General features: G+C 43.2%; 15 protein-coding genes and 1 riboswitch. Of the genes, 6 read left to right on the top strand and 9 right to left on the bottom strand.

Features of this window, described 5'->3' with window-relative positions; genetic code table 11:
• Positions 1–2: 2 nt before the first annotated feature.
• The 4 genes from yajC to DC487_RS13875 all read left to right on the top strand — a co-directional run bounded on the left by yajC (position 3) and on the right by DC487_RS13875 (position 2959).
• On the top strand, positions 3–329 hold the full coding sequence (yajC, locus tag DC487_RS13890) for a preprotein translocase subunit YajC (RefSeq protein WP_116776563.1): 327 nt from the start codon (positions 3–5) through the stop codon (positions 327–329).
• 191 nt (positions 330–520) lie between these two features.
• Positions 521–1393: a YbbR-like domain-containing protein gene (locus DC487_RS13885; protein ID WP_239016389.1), complete on the top strand. Its 873-nt coding sequence runs from the start codon at positions 521–523 to the stop codon at positions 1391–1393.
• 2 nt (positions 1394–1395) lie between these two features.
• Positions 1396–1989, top strand: coding sequence for a dephospho-CoA kinase (gene coaE / locus DC487_RS13880; RefSeq protein WP_116776561.1), 594 nt, complete (start codon positions 1396–1398; stop codon positions 1987–1989).
• Positions 1979–2959 (top strand): MBL fold metallo-hydrolase, encoded by a 981-nt coding sequence (locus tag DC487_RS13875; RefSeq protein WP_116776560.1) that lies wholly within the window; start codon positions 1979–1981, stop codon positions 2957–2959. Before coaE ends, DC487_RS13875 begins: the two co-directional genes overlap by 11 nt.
• A gap of 11 nt (positions 2960–2970) precedes the next feature.
• Here the strand turns inward: DC487_RS13875 and DC487_RS13870 are convergent, their stop codons facing one another.
• From DC487_RS13870 to DC487_RS13860, 4 genes are all read right to left on the bottom strand, one after another.
• The gene (locus DC487_RS13870; protein ID WP_116776559.1) at positions 2971–4152 is read right to left on the bottom strand and encodes a cysteine desulfurase family protein; all 1182 of its coding nucleotides are present in this window, start codon (positions 4150–4152) and stop codon (positions 2971–2973) included.
• A 54-nt stretch (positions 4153–4206) separates the two neighbouring features.
• A complete protein-coding gene (locus DC487_RS17270) occupies positions 4207–4353 on the bottom strand; it encodes a hypothetical protein (protein WP_165799091.1) in 147 nt (48 codons plus the stop codon).
• A 45-nt stretch (positions 4354–4398) separates the two neighbouring features.
• Positions 4399–5568: an MFS transporter gene (locus DC487_RS13865; protein WP_116776558.1), complete on the bottom strand. Its 1170-nt coding sequence runs from the start codon at positions 5566–5568 to the stop codon at positions 4399–4401.
• A gap of 108 nt (positions 5569–5676) precedes the next feature.
• Positions 5677–7173 (bottom strand): aminotransferase-like domain-containing protein, encoded by a 1497-nt coding sequence (locus DC487_RS13860; protein WP_116776557.1) that lies wholly within the window; start codon positions 7171–7173, stop codon positions 5677–5679.
• Between the two features lie 67 nt (positions 7174–7240).
• On the opposite strand from DC487_RS13860, the gene DC487_RS13855 reads away from it, so the two are divergent.
• Positions 7241–9154 (top strand): TonB-dependent receptor plug domain-containing protein, encoded by a 1914-nt coding sequence (locus DC487_RS13855; protein ID WP_116776556.1) that lies wholly within the window; start codon positions 7241–7243, stop codon positions 9152–9154.
• A 1-nt stretch (position 9155) separates the two neighbouring features.
• Here DC487_RS13855 and DC487_RS13850 read toward each other — a convergent pair whose 3' ends face one another.
• The 3 genes from DC487_RS13850 to thiD form a co-directional block, all read right to left on the bottom strand.
• Positions 9156–10103 (bottom strand): zinc dependent phospholipase C family protein, encoded by a 948-nt coding sequence (locus tag DC487_RS13850; RefSeq protein ID WP_207774426.1) that lies wholly within the window; start codon positions 10101–10103, stop codon positions 9156–9158.
• A 69-nt stretch (positions 10104–10172) separates the two neighbouring features.
• Entirely contained in the window at positions 10173–10832 is a 660-nt protein-coding gene (tenA, locus tag DC487_RS13845; RefSeq protein ID WP_116776555.1) for a thiaminase II, read from the bottom strand.
• Complete coding sequence (gene thiD, locus DC487_RS13840; protein WP_116776623.1) at positions 10804–11649, bottom strand: bifunctional hydroxymethylpyrimidine kinase/phosphomethylpyrimidine kinase; 846 nt, start codon at positions 11647–11649, stop codon at positions 10804–10806. Before thiD ends, tenA begins: the two co-directional genes overlap by 29 nt.
• Before the next feature lie 68 nt (positions 11650–11717).
• A riboswitch (TPP riboswitch) is annotated at positions 11718–11812 on the bottom strand.
• A gap of 177 nt (positions 11813–11989) precedes the next feature.
• On the opposite strand from thiD, the gene DC487_RS13835 reads away from it, so the two are divergent.
• The gene (locus DC487_RS13835) at positions 11990–15244 is read left to right on the top strand and encodes a TonB-dependent receptor (RefSeq protein WP_116776554.1); all 3255 of its coding nucleotides are present in this window, start codon (positions 11990–11992) and stop codon (positions 15242–15244) included.
• A gap of 129 nt (positions 15245–15373) precedes the next feature.
• Here the strand turns inward: DC487_RS13835 and DC487_RS13830 are convergent, their stop codons facing one another.
• Both DC487_RS13830 and DC487_RS13825 read right to left on the bottom strand, forming a co-directional pair.
• Positions 15374–17431 (bottom strand): heavy metal translocating P-type ATPase, encoded by a 2058-nt coding sequence (locus DC487_RS13830; protein ID WP_116776553.1) that lies wholly within the window; start codon positions 17429–17431, stop codon positions 15374–15376.
• Positions 17432–17579: 148 nt separating this feature from the next.
• Complete coding sequence (locus DC487_RS13825; RefSeq protein WP_116776552.1) at positions 17580–18845, bottom strand: efflux RND transporter periplasmic adaptor subunit; 1266 nt, start codon at positions 18843–18845, stop codon at positions 17580–17582.
• Between the last annotated feature and the right edge of the window lie 3 nt (positions 18846–18848).

Below are 18848 nucleotides of genomic sequence, written 5' to 3'. Positions count from 1 at the left end.
TAATGCTATCAACAATTTTACTACAAGCTCAAGGCGGCGGACTAGGTATGTTCCTTCCTATGATTTTGATTTTCGTGGTTTTCTATTTTTTCATGATCAGACCACAGATGAAGAAACAAAAAGATCACAAAAAATATATTCAAGAATTAGGTGTTAATGCTAAAATCGTCACTACGGCAGGTATTCACGGTCGTATCGTGGAAGTAGGCGAGACTTCTTTCTTGGTAGATGTAGGTTCTGGCGTAAAGATTCGTTTCGACAAATCGGCGGTTTCATTAGATGCATCAAAAGCTTTAAACGCCGATAAAATAGAGAAAAAAGACGCATAAGTATCTTTCTAATTATCGTACAAGCTAATCCGAAAGCCATTCTTCGATTCGAAGAATGGCTTTTGTGCTATTCAAAAGTCATGGTTATTTAATCCGTTAATGCTACATTTGTAGGTATGCCAACACGTCGGTTTTCTAAAATTCAACGGCGAAAGATCAATATCTTTTTGCGATGCCTCGTGATATCCTTTGTGGCATGGTCCTTATTTGCTATCTCTAGCTCCTATGATTTCTTGCAGATGGCGCGCGTGAGTTATGTTAATCTCCCAGAAGAAAGAGCATTTCACCCACTACAATCAGATATGGTACAAGTTCGCTTGCGTATGAGTGGCTGGGACATCTTGGTCAAGCGATTTCATCCCGATACCGCTCGTCTAGAAGTAGACCTTGGCGGGCTGAAAACTAGAAATTTTATCGCGTTTAGTAGTCAAATTGGGTTCGTAAACAAGCAATTCCCGATTAATAAACAGGCTATTTCAGTCATGCCGGATACATTATTTTTTGATTTTTCAAAGCAAATCCAAAAACGTGTACCCGTCAAACCAGTGTATGGTATCACGTATAGAAAACAATACGGCATCGTAGGTGAAGTGCGCACCAATCCGGCTTTTGTGACGATTACCGGGCCTGCAGAAGATATCGATGAGATCGCATACATTGAGACAGATAGTATCAAGGGCGAATTGCTCGATAATGATGTACGCACCGTCAGTTATCTTAATCGTAAAAGTAAAACAAACATCGCGGTTTACCCCACGTTTGCAGAGGTGTTGATACCGATAGGAGAGATGACAGAGAAAGTGATCGAATTACCCATCCGTGTGCAAAACGCAGAGTCTTACACATCGGTACGTACCATACCAGGAAAGGTAAAAGTCACCTTATTAGTTTCGCTATTGGATTATGCCAAGTGGACAGCGCGCGATTTTGAAGCAGTAGCCGATGTGCAAGATTGGACACGTGGCAAAGCGACAAGCTTACCTGTGCAACTCACGAAGATTCCTCCGTATTGTCAGGTATTGCGCATCGAGCCGCAGAATATTGATTTTTTTGTACGATTGTAATTATGGGACTTAGAGTAGGCATAACAGGTGGTATCGGCGCTGGCAAAAGTATTGTTTGCCGATTATTCCAGGTTTTGAGTATTCCGGTTTATGATGCCGATCGGGAAGCTAAGAGTATTATGGTGGAGGACGACGCTGTCGTTGCTTCGCTGAAAAAAGCTTTCGGAGAGAAAGTATATCAAGCGTCTGGTGAACTAGATCGTGCGTACTTAGCGGAGATGGTCTTTAATGATAAGGACAAGCTTGACGAACTAAATAGTATTGTGCATCCTGCGGTTATTCGCGCTGGCGAAACCTGGGCAGATGCACAAGAGGGCGCTTATTCTTTGAAAGAAGCCGCATTGCTGTTTGAAAGTGGTTCGTACAAAAAGCTTGATTTCACCATCATGGTTACCGCAAATGAAGCAACTCGGATCCAGCGCGTGATGGAAAGGGATCAGGTGACAGAGCAACAAGTACGAGCACGCATGGAAAAGCAGTGGCCAGATAGTCAGAAAATCGCATTGGCCGATGCCATCATTGTAAATGATGGTACAGAATCTCTGATCTCGCAAGTGATGACATTACACGAGCGTTTATTAAACTATGAAAAGTAAAACCATTCTACCCGATTTTCTGGTAAAAAAGGGAGATGCCTATTATTGCCGTTACGGCGATTTTTATATCGATCCTTTGTATCCAGTGAAGACGGCAATCGTATCGCATGCGCATGGCGACCATGCTAGTCCGGGTCATTTAGATACGTACGCAACACCATTTACGGTGGCATTTATGCAACAGCGCTTTCCTAAATATACCAGAGAAGCGTATACTATTAAGCCATTCAATCAATCTTGGGAGCTCAATGAGGTGCGGATCACGCTAATACCAGCTGGGCATATTCTGGGGTCGGCTCAGATCTTGATGGAATATCAAGGTGTACGCTACTTGTACACCGGAGATTATAAGTTGCAAGAAGATCCCACGTGCGAACCAATCCAAGTGGTGCAAGCTGATGTCTTGATCACCGAAACAACGTTTGCTGATCCAGACGTCGTGCATCCAGATCCAGTAGAAGAAATACGAAAGCTTAATGCGATCAACGGCAATATTTTGTTGGGCTGTTATACGCTCGGCAAAGCGCAACGAATCACATATTTGCTGAATTCCTATTGCCCAGATAAAGTAGTGCTGTTGCATCATCGCATGACGATGGCACATCGGTTGTACGATGAATATAGTCCGGTATCACTACATTATAAAGTGTATGGGCGTAAGGATATGAAAGAAGGGCCGGCGAATAAAGTGTATTTGGTGCCGCCTTTAACCTTCAATAGTTACTTTCGAGCAACGAATGTGACACGCGTATTTGCTTCGGGTTGGGCTAGATTGCAGCAGCACAATGATTTGTCATTATACATTTCGGATCATGTGGATTGGGCAGATCTTTTGCATTATATCACGCTGGTAAAGCCTATCGAAATTTGGACGATACATGGCGATGGCTCTAAATTGAAAATACACTTGCAAGATCAGATTGATGTACGGGATATTCAGTCGGTAACTATGATTCCAGCAACTGCGTAATCATTTTTCACTTAATCGATCAACCCTTTTTCAAACAGCATCCAGACGGGCGATTGCGCTCGTATTTTTTTAACAGCGTTTGCTATTTGTTTCGCTACCTCAGCGATCTCTTCTCGCGTAGTATATTTACTAAGCGATAGACGGATGCTGCAGCGTGCCATGTCTTCCGATAAACCCATTGCAATTAATACGTGTGAAGGTGCTGCACTGCCCACTACACAAGCTGAGCCAGTAGAAAATGCGATATCAGGCAAGCGACTAATTAATTCGGTAGCGAGCACATGTTTGATCGTTAAGTTACTCGTATTGCTCAATCGTGGAGCATCCGCACCATTGATAGAAATGTGCGGTATGGATTCCAATAAAGATGTTTCTAAGTAATCGCGCAAAGTAGCAACTGTTTTCCATTCCTCGGCTTGAAGATGCTCCAAAGCTGCGCCGAAACCCACTATAGCGGGAACATTGTAGGTGCCGCCTCGTAGCGCGCCTTCCTGATTTCCACCAACGATTAATGGTTCGATTTGTATCGGTTTACTTTTACGACGACGAATGTACAAGGCGCCGACGCCTTTTGGTCCGTGAAATTTGTGTGCACTCAAGCACAGTAGATCGACTGGGATTTGCGCCAAATCTAGTGCATTTTGCTTACCGATATATTGCGTGGCATCGCAGAAAAAGAGTATTCCATGTTGCTGGCAAATCTGAGCAATATCTGCTATAGGATGCAGTACACCGGTTTCATTATTGGCCGTCATGAGGCTGATCAAGATCGTTTCTGGGGTGATGGCTTCTCGCAACTGAGCAAGATCAATCTGTCCATTCGCTAAAACGGGTAAGTATGTCACCCGGCAACCTTCTTTTTCCAGTTGTGCACAGGTTTCCAGTACCGCTTTGTGTTCCGTTTGACACGTAATGATGTGATTTCCTATCGAATGATATCTTGTAGCCACACCCTTCAAGGCGATGTTTATCGCTTCCGTCGCGCCGCTGGTAAAGATTAATTCATTAGGATCTTGAATCTTGAGCGCACGAGCGATTTGCTGACGCGCGAGCTGAATCGCTTCGTTGGACTGCCTGCCCAATCGATGTTGCGTGCTCGATGCATTGCCGTACGATTCTCTAAAGTAGGGCATCATCGCGTTTAGCACATGCTCATCAATACGAGTAGTCGCGTTATTGTCCAAGTATATCATCGTATAAAAATAAGGTTTCTATACGAAGAAACCTGTTTCGCTAAGAAGATAAACCTAGTCTTTGGATTGGATCAGCACGTAATAGCGAAAGGCTAAAATAGCTTGTTGAAATTTGGTCAATCCGGCAGGATCTAATCTGCTGTAGCTTGGTAGCACAGCCTTATTCAATCTGTTTATGAAACCGAAAAATTGCTTTTTCATGCGCGGTGGTTTTATCAAGATAACACCACCATCGCCGAAAATGTTTTAAGCGCTTACCATTGTGGTGGTTTTACTACTTAATAGTTTGTAATAAAAAGCAATCAATGCACCAATAGATGCCATCCCGATGCCTACGAGCAAAGGTGAGTTGTAAGCCATGCCATACAACACCGGAATCCCACCAAGATACGCACCTAAGGTATTTCCCATGTTAAACGCAGCTTGACCACCAGCTGCTGCTAATGTTTCGGCACCACGTGCCGAATTGATGAGCGTGATTTGCAATGGTGAACCGATCGTGAAGGAAATCATTCCCGTCAGGAAAGCTAAAAAGTATGCCAAATACTCAATGTGTATGGTGAAATATACTAGCAGCAAGCAGGCGGCCATAGATGAAAAACAAACGATAGAAGCTCGTACCGATCCAATACTATCCGACAGGCGTCCGCCCAGAAAATTCCCGACAACCATGCCTAATCCGACTAATGCCATGATGTAACTCACGTGCTCTTCGGGCAAATTCGCGACTTTAGTCATCAAGGGCGAAATATAAGACATCCATGCAAATAAACCACCCGTACCGATAGAGATCATCGCGATCAGAATCCACGCTTCTTTGGTGGCAAAGTACTTAAGTTGCTTGTACATGTTTTCTGCTTGATAATTGACCACTTTAGGCAACCAAAGGAAAACGGTGATGATAGTAGCCAATCCGCAAAGGCTGATGATACCATACGTCCATCGCCACGAATAATGATGGCCAATGTACGTGCCGAGTGGCACGCCAAATAAGTTGGCCAATGTCATACCGGTAAACATAATAGAAATTGCCTGCGCTTCCTTGCCTTTGGTGGCCAACTGTGTCGCTACAACGGAACCAACGCCGAAGAATGCACCATGTGGTAAACCCGATAAAAATCGTGTAATCATCAAGGAATTGTAGTCTGGCATGATGGCAAACAGACTATTAAAAACCACAAAGAGAAGCATCAAAAAGAGAAGCACATTCTTTGGTTGGTATTTGCTAGTAAACAACACCAGCGTAGGTGCTCCGACCACGACGCCTAAAGCATAGATGGCGATAAGATGCGCAGTCGTAGGGATACTAATATTCTGATCTAAGGCAATATCTTGCAATATGCCCATGATGGTAAATTCTGTCATTCCGATCGCAAATGATCCGAATGCAAGTGATATCAAACTTTTTTTAAGCATGGGGTAGAATCCTATTAAGTATGATTTTAGAATGTTGTGGCGACAAGATCACCCTTCTAAATTCGGAAGCAAATGTAAAGGTATTTGTCTGCTCCTGCAATACGGATTTTAGATCACCTTCATTTGCGTTAACGCGGATTGCATTTTGCTTATAGAAGTCGTCATTTCATCTTCGTCCATTCGTCCAAATCCGATGCGCATCCCCGCGATGTCTTTGTGTTGGTACAATAGGTTTCTAGGAATATGAAGGCCTTGATTTTCGCATTGTATGGCCAATTGAGATAGATTTATACGGCGATCCCAGGTTGTCCAGACAGCCAGTCCGCCGCGCGGTGATTCGAATTGCAAATAATGAGAAAGACGGCTTTGCAGTAGATCTACCAAATGAGCACGCCTTTGTTCATAAATCTTTAATGATTTCTTAGCATAGCGATTGATCTCGCCTTCGGCAATCATTTCCCCAAGAGCCAATTCCATGGTGATGTCACCCTGCCGATCAATGATGCCAAGATATTTGCGCATTTCTGCAATAATATCGCTTGGAGCGACGGTAAACCCTGTACGGAAACCAGGAGCAAGCGTTTTGCCAAATGAGCCGAGGTAAATCACCATGCCATCGGTATCTGCACTGGCCATTGGTAAAATGGCTTGTTGATCATAGCGAAATTCATAATCATAGTCATCCTCTACAATCGCAAATCCAAATTCTTGCGCTAGAGCCAATAACTCCACTCGGCGTTGTGCGCTTAATGTCACTGTAGTAGGATAATGATGGTGAGAAGTAACATACACCATGCGTACTTTTTCTTGTTGACATAGGGCACGAATACTTGCCGTATCTAAACCATTTGAATCTACGGGCACCGTTTTCATTCTTGCACCAGACTCCTGAAAAATCATGTTGGTAGCGAAGTAGCTCAGCGCGCCGACTATCACGACATCGCCACGAGAAAGCATTACCTTAGAAATGATGTATAAACTCATCTCCGTGCTTCTGGTGACCAGAATGTTTTGTTCACTAATGCGTAATCCACGTGATTGATGCAGATAAGTGCTCAGTTGCTCCTTGAAATACTCGCTACCTTCATTGGTATAGCGATCCAGCTTTTTGATATTGCTTTTCCTTTTTAGGTTGGCCGAATAAAAAGTTGATAATTGATTGATCTGCGTGAGCCGAATATCTGGAACACCATCATCGAAGCTGAATTCACTAGCGGTTTGTGTCCAAGGATTATCTAGAATATTCGATTTTTTGAAGGTAAATCCTACGTTCGTAGGATACAGTTGTTCTTTCGGAGTTGCATCATCCAACTGAAGTCGAGCACCAACGGCGGGTTTATTGCTCAGCACAAACACGCCTCGATTAGGAGAGATCGCCACCCAACCTTGCGCTTCCAATTCCTGAAAAGCAGCAACGACGGTTTGCCGATGTACTTGCAATACCGTGCTCAAACTACGCGATCCCGGGAGCTTGCTGCCTTCGCGCAACAGCCCGCGCTGAATCGCATTGGCGATCTGTTGCACGATTTGCAAATAGATATCTTTCGTCGCGGATCGATCAATCGATAATAGATGGAGAATAGGATTTGTAACCGGACTAGTCATTATATAAAAAGTGGTACAGTATTGTAGTCCGGCAATATACTACTTTTGCCACACTTAAAATACATACATGATTCAGATTCTACATCGATCACAGACTATTAAGTCGAAAAAGAAGAGAGGTATACTAGCTATAGTGGGTTTATTAACTTGCTATACCGCAGTTGGGCAGATCAGCCAGCGAGATACCTCTCAAATTTCCGAGGTCATCATCCAGGAAAATAGATTGCAAGTGCCTTTTAATAAGAATAGCCGTCACATTGAAATCATTACCTATGAGGAAATTCGGCGAATGCCGGTACGTACCATCAACGAAGTGTTGACGCATATTAATGGTGTGGATCTGCGACAGCGCGGTCCATTTGGTGCACAAGCAGATATTGGTATCGATGGCGGAAGTTTTGAGCAAACCTTGGTGTTAGTGAATGGTATTAAGATGAGTGATCCGCAGACCGGTCACCATAGTTTGAATCTTCCCATACCTTTAGAAGCGATTGAACGGATCGAAGTAGTCCGTGGACCAACTTCTCGAATTTATGGGATTAATGGATTGACAGGGTCTGTCAACATTGTCACACGACAAGCGGCGTCGTCCGAAATTTTTGCGCAAGCATATGCAGGATCTTCCTTTAAATCGGTGGAAGAAGAGGCCGGAAGATCAGGTGTGTACTATGGCATGGGTTATCAAGTGGGCGGACAATTCGTGCGAGATAAACATCAGCATCAGCTCTATCTCACCACAGAAAAAAGCAATGGTCAACGCTACAATACCGCCTCGGAGGCTTTCCGCGCTTTCTATGAGAATAAGATCCAATTAAGTGCGCAAGACGAAATCCAAGTGATGGGCGGATACATCGACAATAAATTTGGCGCAAATGGTTTTTATGCGGCGCCTGGCGATGTGGAATCGGAAGAAGTAGTACGTACCGCCATTGCTGCAGTTAGTTCGCGACACGATCTCAATGATCGATTGCGCATCAGTCCTCGGTTGAGTTATCGCAACAATACAGATGATTATCGCTATTTCAGAAACGATCTTTCACGTGCGCGCAGTGAGCACGAAACCGATGTGTGGTCGGCTGAGCTGAATGCACGCTATCACACGAATTTGGGTGATGTCGGTGTTGGTGCAGAATCGCGTTGGGAACGTATTGAAAGCACTAATATTGGAAATCATCGCAGACAAAATCATGGTTACTATGCCGAGTTCAGAACAGAATACATTCAAGATGTATTGCTCAACGTCGGAACCTATGTAAACTATAATTCTCAATACGGTTGGCAAGCGTTTCCAGGCATTGATGTAGCCTATCATTTTCTGCCGCAGTGGCGTATTGCTGCCAATGTTGGCTCTAGTCAACGTATTCCTTCTTTTACCGATCTGTATCTTGATCAGCGCCCGGGTAATATCGGAAATCCTGATTTGCAATCGGAAAATGCTTGGCAGGCAGAAGGAAGTTTGCGTTATCAAATCGGAAACTTCACCGCGCAGGCAGGATATTTTTACCGCAATGTTGCGCAGTTTATCGATTGGCAGCGAAGCAGCGTCGATGAACCTTATCAGGCAGTGAATGTAGATAACAATCGCATGCGCGGATTGCATTTTTCTTCGGAATATGGGCAACGGTTGAGCGCTCGGGCTGAGTTGAAAGTACGTCTTGGATATACGTATCTCAATCCAAGTGTGGTATCTACTACAGACGGTTTGATATCACGCTATCGGATCGAAAACCTGAAACATCAACTGAATAGCACGATCTCCTTAGGCGTAGATGCTTGGACATTTTCGACCACCAATCGATTTATCGAGCGCGCATCCAATACGGCTTATGTGATTTCAGATATTCGTGCTGCGTATCAGATTGGAGCATTTACCGTATTTGCTGATCTGCAAAATTTATGGGATGTTACTTATGTGGAAGCAGGAGCGGTGCCTATGCCCGGACGTTGGCAAACGTTGGGCTTGCGATACACCAAACGATAATCTAATGCCATTCTTGTCGACCGAGCGATGTTGCGGTCGGCAAGGGTGGCAAAGTATCGGCCGTAGCCTCCGGTACAAAATTTCCTAAATTTTTCAGTGTTGGTTGTCCCGCATCGACCCAAGCAGAATACCAATACGATCCTACCAAATGAATGGAAGATCGCAGTCGTCGCTCGACCATGCCATTTAACGCCGTGTGATATGCCGAAGCATAGTGATCGGAATAATGTAATCCAAGTACATTGTTGCGCGTCATATACGCGCGTTGTAGATTCGCAGGGATCTTCTCAGAAAGTTCTTTTTCTACAAGCAGCACCGAATCTACCAATTCATAGCTCTGTTTGACGATATTCCAAGCCGTTTCTAAAGGATCGGCTATGTATGCAGCTTTGCCTACCAACAGATCATAATCTGTATAAAACATTTCTGGCAATCGGGTTTCCCAAAATGCGTGAATACCGATTTGCTTGGTGTATTGCCCATTATAGTTAGCCGTCGTATGCAGCGGTACGTGCGCATCAGCAATGTAATGGCCTAAGTCTGCCGCATACTTTATAATGCGAGCAAGATCTTTTTCCGAAAATGCGGCAACCAAATTGCGGTACGAGCGATCTATCTGCCAAGGTACAATGCCGCGTGCATTCATGATTCGTTCTTGATATTTTTCTTTGGCTTTCGACCAATGGATGGGGATTGAATCGGGTACGTCATCATAGCGATCCAAATCAATAAAATGCCGAACAGCTTCAGCAGAATCTATATAACGGCGCTTATCTGGATCGATTGATCTTTCGGTAATTGTCTTTATATGTACTTTGAAAAATCCAGCAAGCTCGGTCGGAAGTGTAAATACTGCGGTCCGATTGATGAGACGATGGGCAAAAAATCCCCATGAGCTGCATAGCACAACCAGCATCATCCCAGCGAAAGCGATCAATAACTTATTCATATTAAGCGGGTTTATAATTCTAAATATCGCTTAATATGTTCTTGTAAGAAAATTAATTTCTTTTTTATCTCATTCTTTCCATCGAATGGTATGGTAAGCTGCGTCCCAAAATTGATACTCTAATTGTGATGCTTTCTCAAATGCCTGCCACATTTGTATCCGTATATCCTCGGTGCTATTTTCTGCCATTTTATCGGCGAATGCGATTGCTTTTTTGACGCCTTCGGCGAAATCCTCCCCGCTGTACGTATCAATCCAGGCTTGATAGGGATTATTCGGTTGAGCTTTTGCTACGATATAATCTCCGACCTCTTTATAAATCCAGAAGCAGGGAAGGACGGCTGCAACAGCTACCTCAATTGGCTCGAACGCCGCTGTACTTTTCAAAAAATGGATATAGTGATGGCATATCGGTTGTATCGCACTATCCTCGTGTGCATCAACGACTTTAAACTGCTTAAAATAAGTTTCGTGCAGTGCTTTTTCAACAATCAGCGCATTTTTACCGAAGTCGAAAAATTGAATTGCTTGGTCATTTTCGGTGCTTTTACTACCAATATAGGCCAATACGCGACCAAAATGTTCTAAGTAGCGTGCATCTTGCTGCATGTAAAATTGAAATTTTTTCAATGGCAGCGTCCCCGCTTTCAGTTCCTGAATGAATGGCATGGCAATGATATGATCGTAGAGAGGGGCGATATTAGTCCATGCTTGATTGCTCCAGCGCATATGTATGTAGTTTTTGAGGGTTGTGAAAATGATTGAGTGGTCCTGATCCTTTTCCTATTTGTAGATCTTTACTCGAAAGAAGCGCGGCATAGACGTAATCCAGTGCTTTCGGCACGGCGGTATCCAGCGTATCTTGCATTGCCAAGAATGTCGCGATAGCACTAGAAAGCGTACATCCGGATCCGTGTGTGTTTTGCGTTTCTATCCGATCTGAATGGTAGAATTTTGTGGGCATTTGCTGTTGTACGAGCAAACTAGTTAACTGTGAGCTAGCGAGGTGACCGCCCTTTGCTAGCACAGCTTGTGCACCATTTCGGGTAAGCTGTTGCGCAGCGATTTCCATCTCCGATACCGTGTGGATGTCTTTATTGACTAAGACACTCAGTTCATCCAAATTCGGGGTGATGATGGTAGCTCGTGGAAATAAGAGCTCCACGCAAGCTGCAATCGTATCTTCTTGAATTAGCTGATGGCCGCTGGTCGAAACCATGACCGGATCGAATACAATAGTTCCCTTATAATCCTGTAGTGCTAGATGTATGCAACGCACGAGCTCAACGGAATGCACCATGCCGATCTTGATAGCGTCGGGGTAGATGTCGTCAAAAATAGCTTTTAGTTGCTCTTTTACGGCTTGTGTTGGGATGTCATAGATTTGGCGAACGCCTTGTGTGTTTTGTACGGGCAAAGCCGTCAGCACATTCATGGCATATCCGCCCAATGCTGAAATCGTCTTGGTGTCGGCTTGTATGCCGGCACCGCCGCTTCCATCAAATCCAGCAATACTTAATACAGTGGGAACTTGGTGTTTTTCCATTTTTTCTCCGAAGTCAAAAAAGTAAGTGATACGGAATACCATAGAAAAAATGGAAACAAATCTTGGCAGATCTGCTACACGCTTTTCCCTACGTCGGTATGATCCGAATCAGGTTCGAAGGGACTGTCTCAATTCTTATGAAAGAATACCCCTAAAGCCACTCAAATATATCAAAATTATCCATCAATGCAGCATGTCCTGCATTTTATTCGCAGTTAGAAGATGTACTCAATTCAATGTTAAAATTTCATTTTAGTTTATGTATTTTAAATATTAAGAATTAATTAACATTAAGGTAATGTTGAGGGATGATATTTGACTGCGGAAACAAATTGCAGTTATGAAACTTAAATTAATTATCTCATTAGTCTTTATTACCATTATTTCTATCGTGCGAGCGCAGATTACCAGTTCTACTATTTCAGGACGAGCAACAGATGAAAATGGAAAACCATTGCCGGGCGTTTCTATCTTAGTCACCAATAATGGAACTGGAGGAAGTTATAACACCACGACTAACGCAGAGGGACGCTACACCATAGCCAATCTGAATCCTGGTGGACCATATACATTACAAGCTACATTTATAGGGTTAGCCGCAGATATCATTAGCAATGCAAATTTGAGTCTGGGATTATCCAGTTACAATTTTATCTTGATGGAAGAATCAGCATTGATCGATGATGTAGTCGTGAATGGGAGGGTAAATCAGAATGTGAGAGGCGGCACACGAATCAGTGAGGCGCAAATCAAGAGAATGCCTTCCATCAGTCGTAGTTTGCAAGATTTTACCCGCACTACACCGCAGAGTTCCAATAATTCATTTATGGGGACCAATTTTCGGTATAACAACGTCACGTTGGATGGTGCAATCAACAATGACGCCATTGGTTTCAGTCCATCGTTAGGTGGGCAGGGAAATACTTCCGGACAACCGGGAAGCAGTACGCGAACGAATCCCGTCTCGCTGGATGCGATTCAAGATATACAAGTATATCTTGCACCATTTGATGTAAAGATTGGAAATTTTCTAGGCGGAAGTATCAATGCGGTCACACGTAGCGGATCTAATGAGGTCACTGGATCGGTGTATGGGTTTGGAAGAAATGCAGCCATTACCGGTCGGAATCGTGCTGGAGATAATTCCAGTATGCCTTCTTCCTTTTACGAATACCAAACGGGTTTTCGTTTGGGTTTTCCAATCATTCGCAACAAATTATTTTTCTTCACCAATCAAGAAATTACGCGACGACAAGATCCAGTGATTTTGGCCGCGGGTTCGGAAGATATGCCGGTCATCAACCTAGAACAGGCACAACAGATTACCGATTACTTATTTAGTCGTTATAACCTAGATGCAGGTGAGTATGGCGATTACAATACCTACTCTCGCTCAAACAAATTTTTTAACCGCGTGGATTGGATTATTAATGACAAACACAATTTATCGGTTCGCAATAATACGATTCTTTCCCAGGCCACTAATTTAGAGCGCGATCAGCAGAATTTCCGTTTCGGAGGCATAGATTTTAGACAAGTCAATAATCAAAATTCTACAGTAGCTGAATTGAAGAGTCATTTTAATAGCTCGATGTCCAATAGTTTCTTACTTGGATATTCGAATATTCACGATTACAGAAGACCATCTTCCGATCCTGCATTTCCGCAGATTGAAATTTCTTCTGGTGGAGGAACGATCTTTCTAGGTACCGATCGAGAAGCTAGCATTTTTGATCTCCGACAACGGACTTTTGAGTTGACTAACAACTTCACCTGGGTAAAAGACAATCATCAATTCACGTTTGGTACACACAATGAGTTTTACAATATCAATTATGGATTTGTCAACGCTTGGAATGGTCGTGTAAATTATGGTAGCGTTGACGCTTTTTTGAACAATCAGCCAAGCCGTGTCCGAACCAATTTCAATTATGACGATAACTCCCGTGAAAGCCTTGTGGACAATCCTCCAGCGAACTTTAACGTCAACTTATATAGTCTGTACGCGCAGGATGATATACAGATCGGGCAGAACTTACGTCTATCGCCGGGTATACGATTTGATATGGCGCAGATGCCCAGTAAACCAATTTTAAGTGAAAAAACGACCGATTCTCCCATAGATCCGCAGTATGGAACAACCTTTACGTATACTCAACCGTCTGCGATTCGTAATGACTTTCTTGGTCAGATCCAAGTATCTCCTCGATTAGGATTTAATTATGATGTATTTGGTACGAATCAATTGATCATGCGCGGAGGTAGTGGCATATTTACTGGTCGGATTCCTTTTGCTTGGCTGGGATATGCCTATTATAATAATGGGGATAGCTTTGGTGCATTTGATAGAAGATATACTTACACTGGCGATAATCCTAGCATGCCGGCACCTGGATCTGATCCGATTAGTGACTCCATGACAGGGGAGGGGGCGGCCGGCTTCGTGCGGAAGCAGGGTGTAGATCCTAATAATGCCTTGAGCGCAACCCAAGTGGATTTGATTGATAATAATTTTAAAATGCCACAAGCTTGGCGAAGTCATTTAGCGTTTGATTACCTGACTGAAGATCGCTGGAAATTTACATTGGAAGGAATTTACACTAAAGTAATCAGCGATTTGAAATTTCAATTTATCAATCTGAAAGATAATCCAATCTATATGCCCTACGACACCGATCGTCAACAACCGATTTATCGTGCCTTAGATGGTTCACAGGCCATTAATCCGGCATATACCAGCGCGTATTTATTGTCTAATACCAACAAAGGATATCGCTATAGTATCACGGGGCAAGTGGCAAAGAGTTTTCCAATGGGATTTGATCTAATGGCAGCCTATACCTACGGGCAATCTAAAGATATTACCAATGGTATACGTAACTCTATGGAGTCGAACTGGCAGATGAATCAAGCGCTCAATCCCAATGATCCACAACTCGCTTATTCCAATTTTGATATCCGTCATCGCATCGTCAATACGATGAACTATAGAACAGAGTGGATGAGTAGTGGAAAGTGGATTTCCAACTTTTCGCTATTCTTTAATGCACAATCGGGTTTGCCCTACACGCTAGGATTTGTAAACAGAACGACCAATGGTACAGGACAAAACGTTGGTTTGGCCTACATTCCATTATTGGAGGAGACTGCAATGTTTTTTGCAGCAACCGATGCTGGTAGAGCGCAGGCAGCTGCCTTCGATGCATACATCGATAGTGATAGCTATTTGCGAGGTCGACGCGGAAAATTTACAGAGCGTAACGGAGCACGTACACCGTGGAATTACCAAGCTGATTTTAGGTTTTCGCAAGATTACCATATTATTCGAGAAGGTAAACGTACACAGACGATCACATTCACATATGATATCATTAACCTTACCAATCTCTTGTCTAAAAATTGGGGCATTCAATATTTCGCACCAAATACATTCAATTCAACATCAAGTATAGGGCTTACGCCTGTTGAGGGTCAGGCGGGCTCGGCTACCGCTTATCCGCAATATACTTTTAGTGAGGGTAACGTCACGAATTATTCGCGTGATTTCTTTGCTTCACGTTGGCAGATGCAGTTTGGTCTCAGATACAGTTTTTAAGGAATTGATTAGACTGAGCTAGGCAATAACTTTTCTAACTAAACAATAAAAAAAGAGCTGGATGATTTGATCGAAATCATCCAGCTCTTGTATTTTCAACCTACATTGTTTGATGATATTTGTTATCTGTTAAGATTCAAAATTATTCCGAAGTATTCGGATCGCGTTAAGAATAGCGATCAAGGAAACGCCGACATCGGCAAAAACCGCTTCCCACATGGTCGCCAAACCGCCAGCGCCCAATATCAAAACAATTCCTTTCACCACGAAAGCCAAGGTAATATTCTGCCATACAATTTGTTTCGTCTTTTTGCCAATTCGAATCGCCATGGCAATTTTTAGCGGATTATCGTCTTGAATCACGACATCAGCGGTTTCGATCGTAGCATCACTTCCTAATCCGCCCATGGCAATACCCACATCACTAAGCGCCACGACCGGAGCATCATTGATGCCATCACCAACAAATGCCACCGATTCATTCTTGTTTTTGATGGCGTTTACTTTATCGACTTTATCTTCTGGTAATAAATCACCATACGCTTGCCCGATGTTCAGTTGTTGCGCCACATATTGTACCACACTGGTTTTGTCTCCACTTAGCATCGTACTGCGAACATTTAATTGATCGAGCTGTTTAATGGTTTCCAAAGCAGTATCTTTTATGCTATCTGCAATCGTGATGTATCCAACGAATTTGCCGCCGTAGGCGACCGCAATCACGGTATAAATGATGGAGGCAACATCAACCTGATGCTTTATCTTGAACTTATCCATCAGCTTAAAATTACCGACAAGCAATTCTTTTCCATCCACTACAGCGCGTAAGCCATGTCCGGATATCTCTTCTGCATCTTCTAATGTGATCGAATGATCCACTTCGCCCACATATTCGTGAATAGCGGTAGCGACTGGATGCGTGCTCATACTTTCTATGGAGTTCACGAATTGTAGGATCTGTTTTTCATCAAGCGCTGCATCAAATTTTACCTCTTGCACTTGGAAAACTCCCTCCGTCATGGTGCCTGTTTTGTCCATCACGATATGTTGTACATTGGCCAGCGCATCTAAAAAATTACTTCCTTTGAACAAAATCCCATTCCGACTGGCCGCTCCTATTCCACCGAAATAACCTAAGGGAATGGAGATTACTAATGCACAAGGACACGAAATCACCAAAAAAACCAACGCACGATACAACCAGTCATTGAACTCATAATTGTCTACTACGAAATAGGGTAGCAGTGTTATTGCAATGGCGCAAATGACTACAATTGGGGTGTATACTTTTGCAAATTTTCGGATGAAAAGCTCCGTAGGCGCTTTTTGCGAAGTAGCATCTTGCACTAATTCTAAAATTTTGCTGAGTTTACTGTCGGTATATGCTACGGTTACTTGCACTTGGCTGGCTGTATTCAAATTGATCATCCCTGCAAATACAGCTTCACCTTTTGTCTTAGTATCAGGTTTGCTCTCACCGGTGAGCGCTGCAGTATTGAAGGTGGCGCGCTCAGATAATAATTCTCCGTCAAGCCCCAGTTTTTCGCCTGGTTTTAGTTGGATGATATCACCAATGTTGGCCAACTCTGCTTTAATGGTTTTTGGTGTGTTGTTTTCCAAGATGGTAACTTCGTCTGGTCGCTGATCTAGCAAGGTTTTGATGTTGTTTTTTGCGCGGGAAACGGCTAAAGTCTGAAACACTTCGCCTACTGCGTAAAATAGCATGACAGCGACTGCCTCTGGGTATTCTCCAATATAAAATGCACCTAACGTAGCAATGCTCATCAAGAAAAACTCAGAGAATACTTCTCCTTTAATCATACTGCGAACAGCATCTTTCAGTACAGGAAATCCTACAATCAAATACGTAACAACATACCAAAGAAGTCTGTTGGTCTCTACAAACCAAGCTGATTTGAGCCAGTTGTTATCAAAGCTGATTGCCAACAACAGCAAGATGAGTGCTGAAGTAGGTGCAAGAAATAGCTTCCAAGAGCTCGCATCGTCGTCATGACTATGATCATGCCCATCATCATCGCTATGTACATGTTTATTCTGTTCGATCGGTTTTACGGCATTTCCTTTTCGGTGCAAAAGATTTTCGGCGCCAGCCTTAGTGTATACTTTCTCGGTCTGGTTGCAGCAAAGTCGTTCACCTTTGTCATTATATGTATGTTGATGTTTCATCTTAATTTAATTAGAACTTGCTCAACGTTTCTGCGCCGCAAGTAACATGATCGATAACCAATTCTTCAAGTAGAAGTAAGTGGCAGGTAACTAGCTATTTATATGAAGTTAGTCACGTGTTGGGATTTTAGGTTCCATTTAATTTATTTTAATGCGCATGGCCCTCTTCGCCGCTATCACTTAACTTCGCATTGATGAAAAATCCTCCACTGATAACAATTTTAGCAGCTTTCGAAATTTCTTTCGCAGGAGTTATGCCAGTGTATCCCATATAAGAGACGCCCTTTGCTACTTCGATCTTCTCAAAGCTGAATTCTGGTTCGTGATCATTTTCATCGTTGATGTCATCATGATCTTCTCCCTCTACATGTACATGTGGTTCTGCTTCCTTCGTGTCGACTTGCACGAAAATGTAAAATTTCCCATCTGCCTCGACTATGGATGCATCTGGTACAGCCATAGATATAACATCGGCAATACTCAAAGCTGCTGTAATATTCATACCATCAATAAGACCTGTTTTGTCGCCTTGAATAGTGCTGTGCACCGCAATAGTCTTGCTATCATTCTGAAAAGATGATCCAATATTAAACACTTTTGCCTTATATACGGTGGCTGGATTATTCGTTAACGTAAAATCAACAACCTGTCCAACTTTAATTTTCGGTAGATCTTTCTCAAAAATTTGTAGATCGAGATGCAACTGACTATTGTCGGTGATCTCTGCAATAGGCGAGGATACGTCGACGAAACTACCTACTTTACCATACACTTGACTGACAATACCTGATACCGGGCTTGTCACATTGAGTACATTGCGCAAATTACTGTCATTTACTTGATCTGGGTTGATCCCCATCATCATAATTTGCTGGCGCAGCGATGCGCGACGCGTGCGCAACGTGGTCAAGTCCGCACTGGCATTTTGCAGATTTCGTTTTGCGCCCGCATTTCCTTCATTGAGTTCTTGTTGACGACTGAGTTCCTGTTCAGCTTGCGTGATGCGACTCGCTGTTGTGATGTATTCTTCCTGTAACTGTACGAATTGAGGATTTTCGATTGTAGCAACCACTTGACCTTTGCTTACTCTCTCGCCAAGTTCTACCCGTAAGTTTTTAATAACACCGCCATACAACGCGGTGATGTCTGCTTTATTTTGATTCGGTACCCGCAGAAAACCGTTTACAGTAATGTTAGCGGTCAGATTTTTGAATTCTAATGAACCTAATTTAATGCCCACAGCGTCCATTTGAGCTTGTGTGACCTCAGCGATCGTCGACTCTTCGTCGTGATCATCGTCATCATTTGCCGCGCTTTTTTCTTCTTTTTGATCGGATGATTTGCATGCGTTCAGGCTTATCCCAGAAAAGGTTAGGGTAAACACAAGCAGTATAATGTTGAAATATCGTTTCATTTT

The sequence above is a fragment of the Sphingobacterium corticibacter genome (genome assembly GCF_003076635.1).
Taxonomy (GTDB): Bacteria; Bacteroidota; Bacteroidia; order Sphingobacteriales; family Sphingobacteriaceae; genus Sphingobacterium; species Sphingobacterium corticibacter.
Note: the sequence above shows the minus strand (reverse complement) of the source record. Positions and strands in the feature narration are given on the sequence as shown.